Source organism: Mycobacterium sp. MOTT36Y (genome assembly GCF_000262165.1).
Taxonomy (GTDB): Bacteria; Actinomycetota; Actinomycetes; order Mycobacteriales; family Mycobacteriaceae; genus Mycobacterium; species Mycobacterium intracellulare.
On sequence record NC_017904.1, the window covers coordinates 48722 to 67476 of the forward strand.

Here is an 18755-nt window from a genome sequence, read left to right on the forward strand (position 1 = left end):
CATGGCTCAAATACCAGAAGCCGTCGATAGTGGCCGACTGTAACTAGAGGTCAAAGGCGGTGACCAGGCCCGAAATACACCTGGGATGAACCCCTGATCGGCGCGCAACGGAACCGAGACCAACCTGTGGCCGGCGAACGGCCGTGTCGGCCCTTATACCCTGTTCAAGTGACCGAATCCCCGACCACTTCGACAGGCGGCGGCCCTGGCGCCGCCCAGCCGGACTCCGACGCGCCGCCGCATCGTTACACCGCGGCGCTGGCGGCCCGGATCGAGGGCGCGTGGCAGGACAACTGGGCGAAGCTGGGGACGTTCAATGTGCCCAACCCGGTCGGATCGCTGGCGCCGCCAGACGGGTCTTCGGTCCCCGACGACAAGTTGTTCGTGCAGGACATGTTCCCCTACCCGTCGGGGGAGGGGCTGCACGTCGGCCACCCGCTGGGCTACATCGCGACGGACGTGTACGCCCGCTATTTCCGCATGACGGGCCGTAACGTGCTGCACGCGTTGGGGTTTGACGCATTCGGGCTGCCCGCCGAGCAGTACGCCGTCCAGACCGGCACCCACCCGCGCACCCGCACCGAGGCCAACGTCGTCAATTTCCGGCGCCAGCTGGGCCGCCTGGGGCTGGGCCACGACAGCCGACGCAGCTTCTCGACCACCGACGTCGAGTTCTACAAGTGGACGCAGTGGATCTTCCTGCAGATCTACAACGCGTGGTTCGACACCGCCGCCAACAAGGCGCGTCCCATCGCCGAGCTGGTCGCCGAATTCGATTCCGGGGCGCGCCGGCTCGAGGACGGGCGGGACTGGGCCGCTCTGTCGGCGGGGGAGCGGGCCGACGTGGTCGATAGTCACCGGCTGGTCTACCGGGCCGACTCGATGGTGAACTGGTGCCCCGGGCTGGGCACCGTGCTGGCCAACGAGGAGGTGACCGCCGACGGCCGCAGCGACCGCGGCAACTTCCCGGTGTTCCGGAAGCGGTTGCGGCAGTGGATGATGCGGATCACCGCCTATTCCGACCGGCTGCTCGACGACCTCGAACTGCTGGACTGGCCGGAGCCGGTCAAGGCCATGCAGCGCAACTGGATCGGCCGGTCCACCGGCGCGAAGGCGCTGTTCGCGGCGACCAGGGCAGATGGCGAGGCGGTCGACATCGAGGTGTTCACCACCCGGCCCGACACGCTGTTCGGCGCCACCTATCTGGTGCTGGCCCCCGAGCACGACCTGGTCGACGAGCTGGTCGCCGCCGCCTGGCCCGACGGGACCGACCCGCGTTGGACGTATCGCGCCGCGACGCCCGGCGAAGCCGTCGCCGCCTACCGCAAGGCCATCGCCTCGAAGTCGGACCTCGAGCGCCAGGAGAGCAAGGCGAAGACCGGCGTCTTTTTGGGCAGCTACGCAACCAACCCCACCAACGGCAAACCCGTGCCGATCTTCATCGCCGACTACGTCCTGGCCGGGTACGGGACCGGGGCCATCATGGCCGTCCCCGGCCACGACCAGCGGGACTGGGACTTCGCCCACGAGTTCGGCCTGCCCGTCGTGGAAGTCATTGCCGGCGGGGATATTTCGGAAGCGGCCTACGCCGGTGACGGGGTGCTGGTCAACTCCGGCTACCTCGACGGCCTGGACGTGGCTGCCGCCAAGGAAAAGATCACCGCCCGCCTGGAGTCCGAAGGCCGGGGCCGGGCCCGCATCGAATTCAAGTTGCGCGACTGGCTTTTCGCCCGCCAGCGGTACTGGGGTGAACCGTTCCCGATCGTCTACGACAGCGACGGGCGCGCGCACGCACTCGACGAAGCCGCCCTGCCGGTCGAGCTGCCCGACGTGCCGGACTACTCGCCCGTACTGTTCGACCCCGACGACGCCGACAGCGAGCCCTCGCCGCCGCTGGCCAAAGCCACCGAATGGGTGCACGTCGAGCTGGATCTCGGCGACGGCCTCAAGCCCTACACCCGCGACACCAACGTGATGCCGCAGTGGGCCGGCAGCTCCTGGTACGAACTGCGCTACACCGACCCGCACAACTCGGAACGGTTCTGCGCCAAGGAGAATGAGGCCTACTGGATGGGCCCGCGGCCGGCCGAGCACGGACCGCAGGATCCCGGCGGAGTCGACCTGTACGTCGGCGGCGCCGAACACGCCGTGCTGCACCTGCTCTATGCGCGGTTCTGGCACAAGGTTCTCTACGACCTGGGACACGTCAGTTCGCGGGAGCCCTACCGCCGGCTGGTCAACCAAGGCTACATCCAGGCCTTCGCCTACACGGACGCCCGAGGGTCGTACGTGCCGGCCGAAGAGGTGGTCGAGCGGGACGGCCGTTTCGTCTACCCGGGACCCGGGGGAGAGGTCGAAGTCTTTCAGGAGTTCGGCAAAATCGGTAAGAGCCTCAAGAATTCGATCTCGCCCGACGAGATCTGCGACGACTACGGCGCCGACACGCTGCGGGTCTACGAGATGTCGATGGGACCGCTGGAGGCCTCCCGGCCCTGGGCGACCAAGGACGTCGTCGGGGCCCACCGATTCCTGCAGCGCGTATGGCGGCTGGTGGTCGACGAACAGACCGGTGAGACGCGGGTGCTCGACGGGCCCGCGCAGGAGCTCGCCACCGGCACCCTGCGGATGCTGCACCGCACAATCGCCGGAGTCGCGGAAGACTATGCCGCACTGCGCAATAACACGGCCGCGGCCAAGCTGATCGAATACACCAACCACCTCACCAAGGAGCACCGTGAGGCGGTGCCCCGCGCGGCGGTCGAGCCGCTGGTGTTGATGCTGGCGCCCCTGGCTCCGCACCTAGCCGAGGAATTGTGGTTGCGGCTGGGTCACACCACCTCGCTGGCGCACGGGCCGTTCCCGGTGGCCGACCCCGCGTACCTCGTCGACGACACGGTGGAATACCCGGTGCAGGTGAACGGCAAGGTCCGTGGACGCGTGACGGTGGCAGCCGACGCCGACCAGGACACGTTGAAGGCCGCCGCGCTGGCCGACGAGAAGGTTCAGGCGTTCCTGGCGGGCACGAACCCGCGCAAGGTGATCGTGGTGCCCGGCCGGCTGGTCAACCTCGTCGTGTAACGCCGCTACCGACCGGCCGGCCGAAGCATCACCTCGTGGACGTGCCCGTCGGGTGGGGTGGCCACCACGTTGGCGACCGCGGCCGCAACGGTTTCCGGCTTCAAGAACTTGGCGGGATCGTAGCTTCCGCCTTCGAATTCGATGAGTTCGCGTTGCATGTCGGTGTCGGTGCGGCCCGGATAGACCGTGGTGACGCGCAAGTCCGGCTCGTCGTTGCGCAGGGAGTCCGCGAAGGCGCGGACGGCGAACTTGCTGGCCGAATAGGAGGCCATGCCGGGCGAGACGTTGCGGCCCGCTCCGGAGTTGATGAAGATGACCTGGCCACGGGCGCGTCGCAGCGCGGGCAACAGCGCCAGCGTGAGTTCCACCGGCCCAAAGACGTTGACGGCGAAGGTGGCACGCCACTCGTCGACGTGGGAATCGGCGACGTTCCCGGGGATCGACAGTCCCGCGTTGTGCACGAGCACGTCGAGTTCGTCCACGATTTCGCAGGCGGCCTCGATGTCGCCCCCGTCGGTCAGGTCCAGTGGAAAGGTGGTGGCATCGAGTCGCTCCGCGACCCCGTCGAGGCGATCGGATGGGCGGCCGGCCAGCAGCAGGGTGTGCGTCGGCGCCAGCGCCGTCGCGATCGCCGTACCGATCCCGCGTCCGGCGCCGGTGATGAGTGCAGTGGGCATGTGGGAAAGTCTACCCAGACCGGAACGGCAGGCGAAAAGCGTTGAACGCCAGCAGCTTTCAGGCTTCCTGGCGGGCGGGCGGCACCCCGGCCGGCCCGGATGTGGGATCGCCGGAGGCTAACCGCTCCAGCGGTGCCAGCGCCTTCATCAGGGTGTCGAGGTCATCGGTGGGGAGCTGGCTGAGCATCGCGGCCAGGGCCGCGCGGCGGTTGGCCAGCGACTCACCGTGGACGGCTCGCCCGCGCGGGGTGATGTCGACCAGGACCGCCCGCAGGTCGGACGGGTCGCGGGAACGCTTGACCAACCCCACCTTCTCGAGTCGCCGGATCGCCACGGTCGTGGTGGGGGTCCGCACCCGTTCGTGTGCCGCCAGATCGGTCATCCGGATCGGCCCCTGATCGAGCAGGGTGACCAGGATCGACAGCTGCGCGAGGGTCAGTTCCCCGGCGGCGGCCCCGCTGGGGTCCCCACGCCGGAGCATGGCAAACAATTTGGACAGCGCACGGTGCAAACCTTCGGCGAGCTCGGCAACCTCGGCCGGGTTCGATTCGCTGTCTGCCATAAATCGGGAGTCTAACCCGTTATCAGATGCTTACAAGGTAGCTATTGCCCATTAGGCGGTGGGGATCAAAGCACTTGGGACAAAAACCGCTGCAGCCGTTCGGTCTCGGCGGCTTCGAATATCTGCTCGGGCGGACCCGATTCCACGACCTTGCCGTGATCCATGAAAACCACCGCGTCGGATGCCGACCGGGCGAAACCCATTTCGTGGGTTACGACAACCATTGTCATGCCGTCGGCACCGAGGTCGGCAATGAGTTCCAAAATTCCCTTGACCATTTCGGGATCCAGCGCCGAGGTCGCCTCGTCGAAAAACATCACCTGCGGCGACATCGCCAGGGCGCGGGCGATCGCCACCCGCTGCTGTTGGCCTCCCGATAGCATGCCGGGGCGGGAACCGGCCTTGTGTTTCAGGCCAACTCGGTCCAGCTGCGTCAGCGCCAAGTCGCGCGCCCGGTCGGCGGGCAGACGCCGCAACTTGCGCGGTGCCAGGGCCACGTTGTCCAGTACGGTGCGGTGCGGGAAGAGATTGAAATGCTGGAACACCATGCCGATGCGCTGGCGTAGCTGGTCGGGATCGTCTTTCAACACCGACCTGCCGTCGAGCAGGATGTCGCCGCTGTCCGGCTCATGCAAGCGGTTGAGCGTGCGCAGCAGCGTCGACTTGCCCGAGCCGGACGGCCCGATGACCGCCACCGTGCTGCCGGCGGGGACGTCGATATCGACGCCGCGAAGCACCGCGGTGCCGTCCAGTGTTTTGTGAATACCGTTGCACGCCAAAGAGACTGGCGAACGGGCGACGACGCTGGAACTCACGTGATCTCCTGGCCGAACGTCGAGGTGAGCATGTCGGGCCGGTCCTCGGGGTCGACCGCGGCGCGACCGCGGCGCAGCCGAGCGTCGATGTAGTTCACCAAATGCGTTAACGGCACAGTCAATATCAGGTAGAAGGCGCCGGCGGCGACGAGCGGCGACAGGTTGCCGGTCTGCGCGTTGAGGTCGCGGCCCACCTGGAACAGCTCCCGCTGGTCGGCGACCAGGCCCAGGAAGTACACCAGCGCAGAGGCTTTCAGCAACGCGATGAATTGATTGACCAGCGCCGGCAGCACCCGTCGCACGCCCTGGGGCACCACCACCAACCGCATCGCCACCGGATAGCTGAACCCCAGCGCGCGGGACGCTTCCAACTGGCCGGGATCGACGCTCTGGATCCCCGAGCGCAGGATTTCGCCGATGTAGGCGGCGGCCATCATCCCCAACGCGGCAACGCCGATCGGATACGGGTTGTTGTTGGTCAGCCCGCCCACTATCGGCCCGACACCGAGCCCGATGATCAGGATGATCACCACTTCCGGGAGCCCCCGGAAAACGTCGGTGTACACGCGCGCCGGCCAGCGCAGCCACCGCGACTGTGATATCCCGGCGATGGCCAGCAGCATGCCCAGCGTCAGCCCGATCGCGCTGGCGCTGCTGGTCAGGATCAACGTGTTGGGCAGCCCCGTGCTGAACAGAGCGGGAATGGCCTGCCGGTACATCTCCCAGTCGAAGAACGAGTCACGCAACTGCGCAAGCGTCGACTTGGGCGCGGCCGGGCCCACGTTCTTGTGGTGTTGACTCGCCGCGATGGCGGCGAAATCCGGCAGGACCGGCGGGGGCGCGGCCAGCGATCCGGGCTTCCAGCCCGGCGGCAGGGTGCGGGGAACCCACTGCGAGTACAGGTTTGACCAGGTGCCGTCGGCGATCACGGCGTCGAGCCCGGAATTCAGTGCGTCCACCAAAGGCTTGTTGTCCTTGGCCACCGCGTACGCCACGAAGCCCTCGTTGCTGAAGGCGTGCGCCACGATCACCGCCGGATCGCCCCGCTGGATCGTGCTGGCCGCCTCCCCGGCCGGCGCCACCCACGCGTCGATCTGGCGCGTCTTGAGGCTGGCATACACCGTGGCGAAGTCGGGGTACTTCACCGGCTGCAAATGCAGATTGTCGACGACGTAGGACTCTTCGACGGTGCCCTGCACGACGCCGATGCGCTGCCGCGCGGTCAGATTGCTGAAGTCTTTTATGGCGGAGCCGGGGGGCACCACCAGCGAGTAGTAGCCGAAGTCGTAGCCGTTGGTGAAGGCGACGGTCCGGCGGCGCTCCTCGGTGGCCTTGATCGACGAGGACCCGACGTCGAAGCGGTGCGTCGCCACCTGTGCGAGCAGCCCGGCGAAATCCGTGCCGACGAAACGGACTTGAAGACCGAGCTTGCGGGCGATCGCCCGCAGCAGCTGGTTGTCGAACCCGCTGTACTGGCCGGTGGGGGTGATGCAGATGTGGGGCGGAGCGCCCGAGAGGGTGCCGACGGTCAACACCCCCGGCGTGCCCAAACCCAGGGTGTCGACGTTCACCGAACTCAACGGCTCGACGCCGGGCGTGGTGTGCTCGTCGGGCCGGCCCATGGCGCCACTATGGGCCAGTTCCTCCGGCAACACGGCCGCGCTCTTCGGGCCGGCGGGCGCGCATTGGTTCCGATCGGCCGCCGCGGGACCGGCCAGCGTGATCGACGTCGACCCCCACACCACCAGCAATGTCGAGGCCAATGCGAACAGCTTGGCAAGGCGCGTGGCGCGCCGGCGCACGGGCAAACTCATCACTGCCACCGTATCGACCCGGCGGCGGCACGGCCCGGACAGCGCCGGTTCTACAGCGCCAACGACGCTTCGGCCGAGATCGCCTCGCCGCCGGTAATCACTTGAAGGGGGCCGGCAGCCACGCGTCCGATGTCGTCGGACGGCGTGAAGACCCTGCGCCGAACCAGCTCGGCAAGCATGGTCTGGGCCATCAGGTAGGAGCGGTCGACGCAGGCCGCCCGCGCGGCGTCGGGATCGCGGCGGTGTATCGCGGAGTTCTCGTCCTCGTAGAACGGCAGTATTTCCTCGCGTCCGCCCTGATAGGTCGTCCAGAACAGGCGGGGGATGAGGTTTTGCGAGGCGCGGATCGTCGCGTGCAGCCGCGGCCCGGCGTACTCGTCGTTGACGGTGCGCCGATATTCGGCGGCGATATCGCTGAACGCGCGCGCATCCTTGGCGGCGCGCAGCGAGCGCATGAGGGTGTCGAGCTGCCCCAGGATCCGCGGGGTGGGACTGGTCGCCGCGCGTGCGGACGCGATCCCGTTGAGCAGCCCGTCCAGTTCGTGGTGCTCGAGGACGGTGGCTTCATCGAAACGCTCGACAAAGGCGCCGCGGTGGTACCGGGTGGACACAATGCCGTCGTGCTCGAGTTGGACCAGTGCCTCCTGAATGGGGACCCGGCTGACTCCCAAGCCCAGCGCAATTTCGTTGCGGTCGACGCGGTCCCCGCTGCGCAGCTTGCCGGTCAACAACAGGTGGAGGATGTGCGAAACAACCAGGTCCTTTTCTTTGACCCCGTATTTCTTCGGCATCTTTTTGTCGAATCTCTTTCGCGCCGGTTCGGCCATCTGGCGCTGAGAGTTTCTCACGAATTGACGCGCGCGTTCACGAGTTTGGCGAATGAACCCGGAGCAAAGCCGGCGGCCACCCATTCAGCGGTTATTGCGCCACTTGCATAACGCTTCGGCGTCGCTCAGGTCGTAACCCGGGCCGTCGCATCCCACGGTCAGCAGTGTGACGCCGAGGCCGACCAGCGTTTCGGCGTTCGCCAGCAGTTCGCCGCCGTTTTTCACGGCCGCCGAGCGTTCGATGCCGGCCGGATCGCGACCGACGTCGGCGCAGTGGCGCGCCAGGACCTCCGACTTGGCCGGGAACTCGTCGGCGGCGGTGAAGCTGTGCCAGATGTGCGCGTGTTCGGCGACCAGTCGCAGCGTCTTGCGTTCGCCCCCGCCGCCGATCAGGATCGGGATCTCCCGGGTGGGCGCCGGGTTCAGCTTGGCCAGCCGGTTTTTGATCCGGGGGAGCGCGGTCGCCAGGTCGTCGAGGCGACTGCCGGCGGTGCCGAATTCGTAGCCGTACTCGTCGTAGTCCTTTTGCTTCCACCCCGAACCGATGCCGAGGATCAGTCGCCCGTCGGAGATGTGGTCGACGGTGCGGGCCATATCGGCGAGCAGTTCCGGGTTGCGGTACGAGTTACATGTCACCAGCGCACCAATCTGAATGCGCGACGTCTGCTCGGCCCAAGCCCCGAGCATCGTCCAGCATTCGAAATGCGCGCCGTCCGGATCGCCGTAGAGCGGGAAGAAGTGGTCCCAGTTGAAGGCGATGTCCACGCCGATGTCCTCGCACCGGCGCACGGCGTCGCGGATCTGACCGTACTGCGGAGCGTGTTGGGGTTGTAGCTGCACACCGATACGAACAGGAAGCTCAGAAGTCATGGCTCCACCGTAGGCCCCGTCAGGCCACCGGCGCCGCCTCGATCCGTTCGCGCACCACGCAATGCGTTCCGCTGTACACGGTGGGCATGCATTTCATGCAGTGGATGCACAACCCTTCGGTGGCGGAACCCTCTCGAAAACGGTTGACCAGGAAGGGATCTCGTAGCAGTGCGCGGGCCATGGCGACGAACTCGAACCCCTCGGCCAGGGCGTCTTCGACCGTGTCGAGCCGGTTGATGCCGCCGAGAAGGATCAAGGGCATCGACATCGCCGCGCGGAACTGGCGCGCGAGTGCTGAAAAGAACGCCTCTTCGAACGGATAGGCCCGGAACAGCCGCCGGCCCATCACGCGCAGACCCAGGCCGACCGGGCGGGGTTGGGAGGCGATGAATTCGTCCATGGGGACGTCGCCGCGGAAGTAGTACATCGGGTTGAGTAGCGAGCTGCCGCCGGTCAACTGCAACGCGTCGAGGTGCCCGTCGGACTCCAGCAGCCGCGCCGTGGGGATGCTGTCGTTGAGCCAGAAGCCGCCCCGCACCCCGTCGTCCATATTGAACTTGGCGGTGACGGCAACGGAGTCGTCGACGGTGGCCCGGACCCGTTCGGCGACGCGACGGGCCAGTTCGGCGCGGCGCACGGTGTCGCCGCCGTAGCGGTCGGTGCGCCTGTTCAGATTCGGGCTGAAGAACGAACTGAGCAAATAGCCATGGCCCATGTGGATTTCGAGCGCGTCGAATCCGGCGTCGACCGCGTTTTGGGCCGCTGTCCCGAAGCCGTCGACGACCGCGTCGAGTTGTTCGGCGGTGGCCGCGCGAACCAGTCCCATGGCCGGCGCGCTCACCCGGGTGGACGGCGCCAGGGTCGGCGTCCGGTTCGACAGCGTGTTGGCGACCAGCCCGGCGTGGCCGATCTGGGCGCACACGAGCGCACCCGCAGCATGCACGGCCTCGGTCAGCCGGCGCAGCTGGGGCACGCGGTCGCGGTCCAGCACGACGGTGTCGCGGTGAACGCGGCCGCCCGGCGAGATCGCGCAGTAGGCCACGGTCGTCATCGCGGCTCCGCCGCGCGCGACCTCGGTGTGGAAGTCGATCAGCGCGTCGCTGACGGTGCCGCGCGGCATCACGCCCTCGAACGTCGCCGCCTTGATGAAGCGGTTCTTCAGGGTGAGGGGACCCAGCCGCAGCGGGCTGAATGCCAGTTTCGATACCATTGGCACCGAAATATAGCACGACGGGCTGATCACAGATCGGAGAACCACGCATGCGCGTAGCCGTGACGGGCGGAACCGGATATCTCGGCGCGCATACGGTGCGCGCATTGATCCAGGCCGGTCACGAGGTGAAGCTGTTGGCCGCCCCCACCGACCCCACCGCCGTCCTCGACCGGCTACGAACGCTCGGTCCCGTGACGGTATTGACCGGTGACGTGAGGTCCGCCGCGACCGTCGAGGAACTCCTCGCCGGAGCCGACGCCCTATTGCACGCCGCCGGCGTCGTGGGCACCGACGAACGCCGCGCGCAGTTGATGTGGGACGTCAATGCCTATGCGACGGAAGCGATCCTGACCCGCGCGGTCGCCCTCGCGCTCGACCCGGTGGTGTTGGTCAGCAGCTACAGCGCGCTGTTCCCGCCGCCCGACGGCGTCATTTCGCCCGACTCGCCCACGGCGCGCGGCCGCAGCGCGTACGCGAAGACCAAGGGGTATGCCGACCGGGTCGCGCGGCGGTTCCAGGAGACCGGCGCGCCCGTGGTGGTGACGTACCCCTCGAGCGTCGTGGGACCGGCCTTCGGCACCGCCCCCGGCGTCACCGAACAAGGGTGGGCGCCGATCGTGCGGTGGGCGGTGGCACCGAAGGTGCGCGGCGGCATGCAGATGGTCGACGTGCGAGACGTCGCCGACGTGCATGCGCGGATCATGCGGGCCGGCCGCGGCCCGCGCCGCTACGTGTGCGGGGGGCAGCTGCTCACCTTCGACGAGATGATCGACGCGCTCGAAGAGGGGCTGGGCCGGCGGGTGCGGCGCGTGCGGCTATCGCCGGGCGCGTTGCGCGGCATCGGCCGCCTGGCCGACGTCGCCGGCCGATACATCGCGCTCGGCGACGGCCTCAGTTACGAAGCCGCGCTGCTGCTGACCGCCGCCACCCCCACCGACGACAGCAAGACCGTGGGCGACCTCGGAATCGCGTGGCGATCCCCGAAAGCCGCGATCGTCGAATCATTGCGGGTGCGACGCGGCGACGGCCGTGATCAACAGCTGCGCGATCCGGTTTCGTAGGGTCTCGGAGTCGTCCTCGACGGCGACCGTCGTGACGAACAGCGCGGCCCCCGCCGCCATCGCCAGGGTTGCCCGGGCGTCGACGTCGGCTCGGCGGCGCTTGGCGGACGTCGTCGCCTGCACGTCGTCGGCGAAAAGCTGCACGGCCGGCCCGCTGAACCTTGCCCACAGATCCCGGCGTAAGTCGTCGTTTTCGCCGAGGGCCAACAGCAGACCCGGAACCGCGGCCCGCACGTCGGGCCTGGCGAACAGCTCGTGACTTCCGCGCACCACCCAGTCGATCCAGCCGGTCAGATCGGTACCGGAAAACGGTGCCAGATCAGGGGTTTCACCGAGGATCGCGTGCAGCACCAGTTCCGCCTTAGACGACCAGCGACGGTTCAGACTGGATCGCCCGACGCCGGTCCGCACCGCGACGAGGCGCATGCTCAACCCGTCCCACCCGACCTCGACCAACAGGTCACGGGTCACCGACAGCACGCGCTCGTCGATCGAGGTGTCACGCGGCCGCCCGGAGGCCCTGGCGCTGCGGTCGTGGTCGGTCATGACGGCTCAGGGTGCGTCGAGCACCCCGCGCAGCAGGTCGATCAGCGCGAGGGGTTGGTCGCTCTGCACGGAGTGCCCCGAGTTCTCGACCACGTGGGCGCCGCGGAAATGCCTTGCGCGACGGGCGAGTTCGGCCGCGTCGTCGTCGCTGACGAAGCCCGAACTGCCACCGCGCACGAGTGTCACGGGTGCGGACAACGCGTCGACGTCGTCCCACAGGCCGGAGAAGTCGGGGAAGGTGCGGATGGCGTCGTAGCGCCACGTCCAGCTGCCGTTGTCGAGCTTGCGGGAGTTGTGGAACACCCCGCGGCGCAGCGCCTTCACCTCGCGGTGCGGTGCGGCGGCGATCGTCAGGTCCAGCATGGCCTGGAAGCTGGGGAACTCCCGTTCGCCGTGCATCAGCGCGACCGTGCCCTGCTGCTCCTTGGTCATCTCGGAATGGCGTTGCAGCGCCGAGGGGGTGACGTCGATCAGCACGAGTTCCTTGACCAGCTCGGGTGCCACCGCGCCCAGCCGGATCGCGGTCAGCCCGCCGAGCGACATGCCCACGACGAGGTCGGCCGACGGTGCGTGCTGGCGCAGGAGCGGCAGCAAGGTGTCGGCGTTGAGCCGCGGCGAATAGTCGCCGTCCTCGCGCCAGGCGGAGTGGCCGTGGCCGGGAAGGTCGACCGCCAGCGCGGGCTCACCGAGGCCGACGATGACCGTGTCCCAGGTGTGCGCGTTCTGTCCGCCGCCGTGGATGAACACGATGCGCGGCGCGGCGCCGCCCCAGCGCAGCGCGCTGATCTTGCCCTCACCGTTGCCCGATTCGACGCGCTCGACGTCGGGCAGCGGGCCGGACACCCCGGCCTGCTCGGCGTTTTCATGCAACAGCGCGAATTCAGGTAGCTGCGCCAGTTCGTCCTCAGATACGTCGGTCACGATCATTGACCCTAGACCGCTCTAGAGGACATAGCGGCGGCGAATGCCGCGGAAGCGTTCCCACATCTGGGCGGCGCGTTCTCCGGCGCTCACCATGGCGGTTCCTTCGGGGAGCGCGCCGCGCAGCGCGTCATACTTGACCACCCGGGTGTCCAGCGCGGCGGGTTCGCCCTCGAGCATGTGCCGATAGGTCAGGTTGCCGCGTTCGAAGCCCTGGGTGTCGAGCCAGTTGTGCACGCCGGGATCACGGTGAGCCATCACCAGCCGGATGCGTCCGTCGCGGTCGATCTTGGTGCGGCTCGGCGTGTAGCTCACCGGGCGGTACAGGTAGTCCATGCTGTTGAAGAAGACGCCCATGTTGGTGAACATCCACAACCCGTCGTGGGCGTCGAATTCGACGATCAGCGCCTCGTCGGCGGCCAGCTCCCAATACATGTTGGTGGCGGCTCGGCCGCGCTTGGTGTCGGCGTCGGTCGCCCCGGCGCCGGGAAACCTGTTCGGGTGGTCGGCGTCGACGCCGCCGTATTGGAATGGGAACTCGGGCCAATCCGACATCAGGCCGGTGACGAAATCGCCGGCCCACCGCATCGCCTCGACCATGTCGGCGGGCGTGGGCAGCGGTTTGGGGCCGGCCATGTCGACACGCTCGATGCGTAGCTGCGCGGGGAGCTCGTCCCAGCGGTCAAACCCTTGGCGGATGAACAGCTTTCGTGAGTCGGGTGTGGTGGGCAGCCAGTTCGGCCCGCGCTCCGGACCGCCGATGTAGAGCTCGAACGCCCCGTCTGCGCCGGTGCGGAGCTGATGGCCGAGCAGGTTGGCTTCCGGTGTGTCACCGAAGGGTTCGTGCAGCACGCCGGGTCCGGGGGTGCGTCGGCCCTGCACGGTGACGTTGAAGAATCGCGCGGTGCCGCGGGTGCCGGTGAGCCGGTAGGTCGAGTGCCCGTCGATCCAGGCCTGTTGATAGGTGAAGTCGGCGCAGTCACCGCCCAGCTTGCGGGTGGGGCCGCTGAAGGTGTGCAGCGCGGGGTATCCGGTGTCGCGAGTTTCGAGGGCCAGGTCGAAGGCCTGGCCAAGGTTTTGGGTGAGGAACCGGTAGGCGTCGACGCGATGACTGCCCGACGTGGGGTTGGGGTCCTTGAAGACGCGCTCGCCAGCACGCCGCAGCCGCTCACAGAATTCGGTCCACGCCGCCTGCAGGGCCGCGTCGTCCGGACCGTCACCGAAGGCCATGCTCACGCCCCCAGCCTGGCCAGCATCGCGCCGACGACATCGCATGCGCGCCGGGACGATTCGAGCCTGCCCTCGCGGTCGATGCGCGGCCCGATGAGCTCCAGGTCGAAGCCGTGCTTGTAACCGCCGGCGAGCACCCGGGCCACGAACGTTTCGATGGGGATGGCGCCGTCGCCGGGGACCGCCCGGTTCGGCAGCGCCCGGTCGCCGAGCACGTAGTCGCTCAGCTGGATGAGCGCCGTGCGCGGTAGCGCCCGCTGCACCTGGGCATCGAAATCGCCTTCGGCCCAGCAGTGAAACACGTCGATGCACACCTGTAAATCGCACATCTCCGCCAGGGCGACGGTGTCCCGCAGGGTGTGGGCGAGGTGGATGTCGGCGTACAGGCTGGACGCGTTCTCGATCGCCAGCGCCACTCCGGCGGCCTTCGCGCGCGCGGCGCACGGCGCGACCATCTCGCAGAAGCGCTCGGCGCCCTGGTTCCAGGTCAGCTCGCCGCGTCCGCCGGTGAGCATGTAGACCGTGTGCGCGCCCACCTCGGCCGCCGCGTCGATGACGGCGGACAGCGCATCCCGGGCGGCGCGGGCGTCGGAGGTCAAGCAGCCCTCGGCGAAGAGGTGGTACACCGCCTCCACGGTATAGTCGTTGTGCCGCACCGGGTTTGACAACTCCGGGTCGAGCAGCTGGCCGTCCAGGATGCTCAACCGGGATACGCCGAGCGCCGCCCAGTGCGCGTGCAGCTCGGCCAGCGAAGCGCCGTAGAAGGTGACGTTGTGGACGGACAGACGGTGGTGTGCGCCCGTCATGTCAGCCCCGGTTTTCGATCGCGACGCCGAACCGGTCGCGGAAGGGCTTGAATTCGGCGTGCAGGGCGTCGAGGTCTTCTCCGATGTCGGTGAGCAGTTGCGTGGAGTAGTGGAACTTGCCGTAGCGGTCGCCGCGATTGTCGGCCAGGTACGCGCGCATCGCCGCCTCCGCCTCGGCGGTCAGTTCGCGACCGCAGAACGTGTAGTAACGCCGCACGGCGCCAACGTGATCGGCGATGAAGTCGGCGTAGCGGAGGTGCAGGATGCGGGGATCATCGACCAGCGGGTTGCTCATGGTGTTGGCGACGCCGGCCCGCGTCAACTCCAGATGCATCTTGGCCAAGGCGTGCAGGTCGACGGTGCCGACCATGCCTTCGGCGATGTCGGCCATCATCATGGTGCGTGAGGCGGCGACCTGCACGGGGTCGCGGTGCAACCAGACCATCCGCGCGTCGGGATAGGTGTCGAACAGCTCCTTGAGCCGGAATCCGTGAAAGCCCTTCAGCACCCAATACTTTCGCGGCCTACGGTATTGCAGCTGTTGCAGCATGGCCTTGTGTAGCCGGTACTGTGCGGCCGAGTCGGTGGCCAGGCCGCCGACCAGTGACTGCATGGGCACCCGCCACCACGCGGTGGGTGTCATGACGCGGAAGTCGAATGCCCAGGTGCGTTCGTCCTCGGGCAGGCCGTCGCCCAGCATGTCGTTGTAGGGATGGCTGCGCAGCCATTTGGGCATCTTCGCGTTGATCTCGCGCCAGTCGGCGTCGGCGCGTGCCCGGCGCTCGTCGCTGGGTCCCGCAAGTCCCGGCGGCGGGGACGGATACATCACCTCCCAGAACCGTAGCGCCCGAGCGTCCGGGTCGACCGACATCAGGGCGTGCATCAGCGTTGTCCCCGAGCGGGGTTCGCCCGTGACGAACATCGGCGAATCGATCACTTCCTCGGCGATCGGGTATCGGTTGCGGTCTTCGATGAGTTCGAGCCGCGAGGTCAGCAGCCATCGACATACCTGCGCGGCTTCGAATCTGCCGTCGGCGTCCAGGCCGAGGCCGTTGAGATGGTCGACGGCGACGGCGAAGCGCTCCGGCAATGTCGGGTCGCCGTAGTCGTGCAGTCCGGTTTCGGCCTCGGCGGCGGCGAGCAACTCCGTGGCGTCCAAAAGCGTTGTCACGACGGGTCTCCGCAGAGCCGCATGAGTTCGTCCTCGGCGGCACGGACGTTCGCCGCCGAGGTCTGCGCGTAGGCCAATCCGGCCATGGCGCCGTAGTCGAGGATCTTGGGTACGCGCAGGCCGGCGTCCACATAGGTCTTGACGATTGTGGCGACCCCTTTCGGTGTCCCGTGGGGCACGACGGACAGCACCATCTCGGGCCGCACCTTGCCCAGGAACTCGACGATGCGGTCCCGGGTGAGGATCGCGGGGTCGATGTCCTGAAAGCCACGCCAACCGTCGCCCATGGGGTGTTCGAAACCGAAGTCGCGCAACGTCTTCGCGGACACCTGCAGCAGAAACGCCTTGACCAGGGGAGCCTGCAGGATCTCGGCGAGGGCCGCGTCGTCCTCGCCGATCAGGCACACCTGGATGAACGACGGTGTGATCGCCATCGGGTCCCGGCCGGAGCGTTCCGCTGATGTCCTCACCGCGGAGAGCATCTCGGCGTAGTGCTCGGGAGTCCAGGCGCCCGCCGGCCACCACCCGTCGGCGTGCCTGCCGGCGATGTCGAGCATCCGCGGGCCGCTGGCGCCGATCCAGATCTGCGGAGGCCGGCCCTCGTAGGGTTCAGTGTCCAGTCGGGCGTGGTGCAGCGAGTAGAACTGGCCGTCGAAATCGACCGGGCCGTCGCTGCGCCAGAGCAGCCGGATCACCGTCAATGCCTCCTCGAATCGGCTGACCGGACGGGAGAAGTCGAAGCCGTAGGGCAGCGTGTTTTCGCTCTCGCCGCTGCCCAGGCCGAGGATGAAGCGCCCCTTGGCGAGGTGATCGATGGTCAGCGCCGTCTGCGCGAGCATCACGGGATGGCGGCGCACGGTGTCGACCACGGCGCTCACGATCGGCACCCGCTCGGTCAGCACGGCCGCCGCGGCCGCGACCGCGAGCCCGTCGAGGTGACGGTGCGGCGATGGGGACGCGGTGGCCAGGTCGGTGAACTCGGGAGTCCAGATCGAGTCGGGCCAGAAGCTGACCATATGGTCGGGCAGCCAAATCGAGTGGTAGCGGCCGCTGTCGAGTTCGCCGAGCCGCGACAGGTCGAGGGGCAGCGTTGTGCGGAGGAACGCCGCGGGTTGAACGGTCATCGAGAGATGATGCTAAGCACCCGCACAGCGTTGTGTCGATGAATCGGCTATTGCGCCCTCAACCCCGGCCGAGGTGCGCCCTCAACCCCGGCCGAAGTGCGCCCTCAACCCCCGGCCGAAGTACGCCCTCAACCCCGGCCGAACGTCGAGTTGTTGGGCGCCTGCACGGCGTGTCGCCGCAACAACTCGACGTTCGCGGAGCAAGGAAGGAGCGTTAGCCCGAGATGAACTCTTCGAGCTGGGTGCGCGCGATGTCGTCGGGCAGCTGCTGCGGCGGGCTCTTCATCAGGTAGGCCGACGCCGGTATCACCGGGCCGCCGATGCCGCGGTCCTTGGCGATCTTGGCGGCGCGCACCGCGTCGATGATGACGCCGGCGGAGTTCGGCGAGTCCCAGACCTCGAGCTTGTACTCCAGGTTCAGCGGCACGTCACCGAAGGCGCGGCCCTCGAGCCGGACGTAGGCCCACTTCCGGTCGTCGAGCCAGCCGACGTGATCGGACGGGCCGATGTGCACGTCTTTGGTCTTGAACTCGCGCTGCAGGTTGGAGGTCACGGCCTGCGTCTTGGAGATCTTCTTGGACTCCAGCCGCTCGCGCTCGAGCATGTTGAGGAAGTCCATGTTGCCGCCGACGTTGAGCTGCATGGTGCGGTCCAGCTGCACGCCGCGGTCCTCGAACAGCTTGGCCATCACGCGGTGGGTGATGGTCGCGCCGACCTGGCTCTTGATGTCGTCGCCCACGATCGGCACACCGGCGTCGGCGAACTTCTTGGCCCACACCGGGTCCGAGGCGATGAACACCGGCAGCGCGTTGACGAACGCCACGCCGGCGTCGATGGCGCACTGGGCGTAGAACTTGTCGGCCTCCTCCGAGCCCACCGGCAGGTAGGACACCAGGACGTCGACGTTGGCCTCGCGCAGCGCTTTGACCACGTCGACGGGGTCGGCGTCGGACACCTCGATGGTGTCGGCGTAGTACTTGCCGATGCCGTCCAGCGTCGGGCCGCGCTGCACCGTCACGTTGGTGGGGGGCACGTCGGCGATCTTGATGGTGTTGTTCTCCGAGGCGAAGATGGCCTCGGACAGGTCGAACCCGACCTTCTTGGCGTCCACGTCGAACGCGGCGACGAACTTCACGTCGCGCACGTGGTACTGGCCGAACTTCACGTGCATCAAGCCGGGCACGGTGCTGTTCTCGTCGGCGTCGTAGTAGTACTGCACGCCCTGAACCAGCGAAGACGCGCAGTTACCGACGCCGACAATGGCGACTCGTACCTCCGTCGACGCAAGCGGCGCGTTCTGCTCACTCATATGGGCGTTCTCCTAACCTCTGACCTCTGACTGGGATGCTGGGTTCGTGCGGGGGATTATGTTTGCTCGGAGAGGCCGGGCATAGCCCGCTCCGCAGCAATGAGCTCGTTGAGCCACTTGACTTCGCGCTCACTGGACTCGAGCCCCAATTGATGAAGCTGGCGGGTGTAGCGGTCGAACGAGCTACTGGCCCGCGCCACGGCTTCACGCAGGCCCTCCCGCCGTTCCTCAACCTGACGGCGGCGGCCTTCCAGAATGCGCATCCGCGCCTCTGCCGGAGTCCGGTTGAAGAAGGCCAGGTGTACCCCGAAGCCGTCGTCGGTGTAGTTGTGCGGACCGGTGTCGGCCACCAGCTCACCGAAACGCCGACGGCCCTCGTCGGTCAACTGGTAAACGCGCCGGGCCCGCCGGACAGGCGTCCCGGCCGGCGCGGCGTCCTCGGCGATCAACCCTTCGCCCTGCATGCGACGCAGGGCCGGGTAGAGCGAACCGTACGAAAACGCCCGGAACGCGCCGAGTAAACCGGTCAGCCGTTTGCGCAACTCGTAGCCGTGCATGGGCGACTCGATGAGGAGACCCAGGATGGCAAGCTCCAGCATCGATTCACCCCCTCAAAAGACGGTTTGCATGGCTAGTTACGACGGTCCGACGCCTCGCGCAATCGTATCGTCCCGATATATTAGCCACAACACCACTCGGTGTTGGTTTGCAATTCGTCACAGCCCACGAGG

The 18755-nt window shown here is 67.6% G+C and carries 17 protein-coding genes; 2 read left to right on the forward strand and 15 right to left on the reverse strand.

All coding sequences use genetic code 11. The features are described 5' to 3' along the window. Positions 1–168: 168 nt before the first annotated feature. Entirely contained in the window at positions 169–3078 is a 2910-nt protein-coding gene (gene leuS, locus W7S_RS00255; protein WP_014710754.1) for a leucine--tRNA ligase, read from the forward strand. A gap of 5 nt (positions 3079–3083) precedes the next feature. On the opposite strand, the gene W7S_RS00260 is transcribed toward leuS, so the two are convergent. The 7 genes from W7S_RS00260 to W7S_RS00290 all read right to left on the reverse strand — a co-directional run bounded on the left by W7S_RS00260 (position 3084) and on the right by W7S_RS00290 (position 9853). Then, complete coding sequence (locus W7S_RS00260) at positions 3084–3755, reverse strand: SDR family oxidoreductase (RefSeq protein ID WP_008262630.1); 672 nt, start codon at positions 3753–3755, stop codon at positions 3084–3086. 58 nt (positions 3756–3813) lie between these two features. Then, positions 3814–4317 carry a MarR family winged helix-turn-helix transcriptional regulator gene (locus W7S_RS00265; protein WP_008262632.1) on the reverse strand — a complete coding sequence of 168 codons (504 nt, stop codon included), beginning with the start codon at positions 4315–4317 and terminating at the stop codon, positions 3814–3816. Positions 4318–4382: 65 nt separating this feature from the next. Further along, positions 4383–5132, reverse strand: coding sequence for an amino acid ABC transporter ATP-binding protein (locus W7S_RS00270; protein WP_008262634.1), 750 nt, complete (start codon positions 5130–5132; stop codon positions 4383–4385). After that, positions 5129–6946 carry an ABC transporter substrate-binding protein/permease gene (locus W7S_RS00275; RefSeq protein WP_008262636.1) on the reverse strand — a complete coding sequence of 606 codons (1818 nt, stop codon included), beginning with the start codon at positions 6944–6946 and terminating at the stop codon, positions 5129–5131. Before W7S_RS00275 ends, W7S_RS00270 begins: the two co-directional genes overlap by 4 nt. Before the next feature lie 50 nt (positions 6947–6996). Then, a complete protein-coding gene (locus W7S_RS00280; RefSeq protein WP_014710756.1) occupies positions 6997–7737 on the reverse strand; it encodes a GntR family transcriptional regulator in 741 nt (246 codons plus the stop codon). Positions 7738–7857: 120 nt separating this feature from the next. Then, the gene (locus W7S_RS00285; protein WP_020821284.1) at positions 7858–8643 is read right to left on the reverse strand and encodes an LLM class F420-dependent oxidoreductase; all 786 of its coding nucleotides are present in this window, start codon (positions 8641–8643) and stop codon (positions 7858–7860) included. 19 nt (positions 8644–8662) lie between these two features. Beyond that, the gene (locus tag W7S_RS00290; protein WP_014710758.1) at positions 8663–9853 is read right to left on the reverse strand and encodes an NADH:flavin oxidoreductase; all 1191 of its coding nucleotides are present in this window, start codon (positions 9851–9853) and stop codon (positions 8663–8665) included. Positions 9854–9903: 50 nt separating this feature from the next. On the opposite strand from W7S_RS00290, the gene W7S_RS00295 reads away from it, so the two are divergent. Continuing rightward, complete coding sequence (locus W7S_RS00295) at positions 9904–10917, forward strand: NAD-dependent epimerase/dehydratase family protein (protein WP_014710759.1); 1014 nt, start codon at positions 9904–9906, stop codon at positions 10915–10917. Here W7S_RS00295 and W7S_RS00300 read toward each other — a convergent pair. From W7S_RS00300 to W7S_RS00335, 8 genes are all read right to left on the reverse strand, one after another. Next, entirely contained in the window at positions 10858–11463 is a 606-nt protein-coding gene (locus W7S_RS00300; RefSeq protein ID WP_009954176.1) for a TetR/AcrR family transcriptional regulator, read from the reverse strand. The genes W7S_RS00295 and W7S_RS00300 overlap by 60 nt on opposite strands. Before the next feature lie 6 nt (positions 11464–11469). Beyond that, positions 11470–12390 (reverse strand): alpha/beta fold hydrolase, encoded by a 921-nt coding sequence (locus tag W7S_RS00305; RefSeq protein WP_014383591.1) that lies wholly within the window; start codon positions 12388–12390, stop codon positions 11470–11472. Positions 12391–12405: 15 nt separating this feature from the next. Beyond that, positions 12406–13614, reverse strand: a complete 1209-nt coding sequence (locus W7S_RS00310; RefSeq protein ID WP_014710761.1) for a DUF1214 domain-containing protein — start codon at positions 13612–13614, stop codon at positions 12406–12408. Between the two features lie 2 nt (positions 13615–13616). Next, complete coding sequence (locus tag W7S_RS00315; protein ID WP_008262655.1) at positions 13617–14420, reverse strand: sugar phosphate isomerase/epimerase; 804 nt, start codon at positions 14418–14420, stop codon at positions 13617–13619. Between the two features lies 1 nt (position 14421). Beyond that, complete coding sequence (locus W7S_RS00320; protein ID WP_008262657.1) at positions 14422–15591, reverse strand: sulfotransferase; 1170 nt, start codon at positions 15589–15591, stop codon at positions 14422–14424. After that, positions 15588–16715: an LLM class flavin-dependent oxidoreductase gene (locus tag W7S_RS00325; RefSeq protein ID WP_008262659.1), complete on the reverse strand. Its 1128-nt coding sequence runs from the start codon at positions 16713–16715 to the stop codon at positions 15588–15590. Before W7S_RS00325 ends, W7S_RS00320 begins: the two co-directional genes overlap by 4 nt. Positions 16716–16929: 214 nt before the next feature. Then, a complete protein-coding gene (locus tag W7S_RS00330; protein WP_008262662.1) occupies positions 16930–18024 on the reverse strand; it encodes an inositol-3-phosphate synthase in 1095 nt (364 codons plus the stop codon). Between the two features lie 56 nt (positions 18025–18080). After that, positions 18081–18623, reverse strand: coding sequence for a PadR family transcriptional regulator (locus W7S_RS00335; RefSeq protein WP_008262664.1), 543 nt, complete (start codon positions 18621–18623; stop codon positions 18081–18083). Positions 18624–18755: the final 132 nt, after the last annotated feature.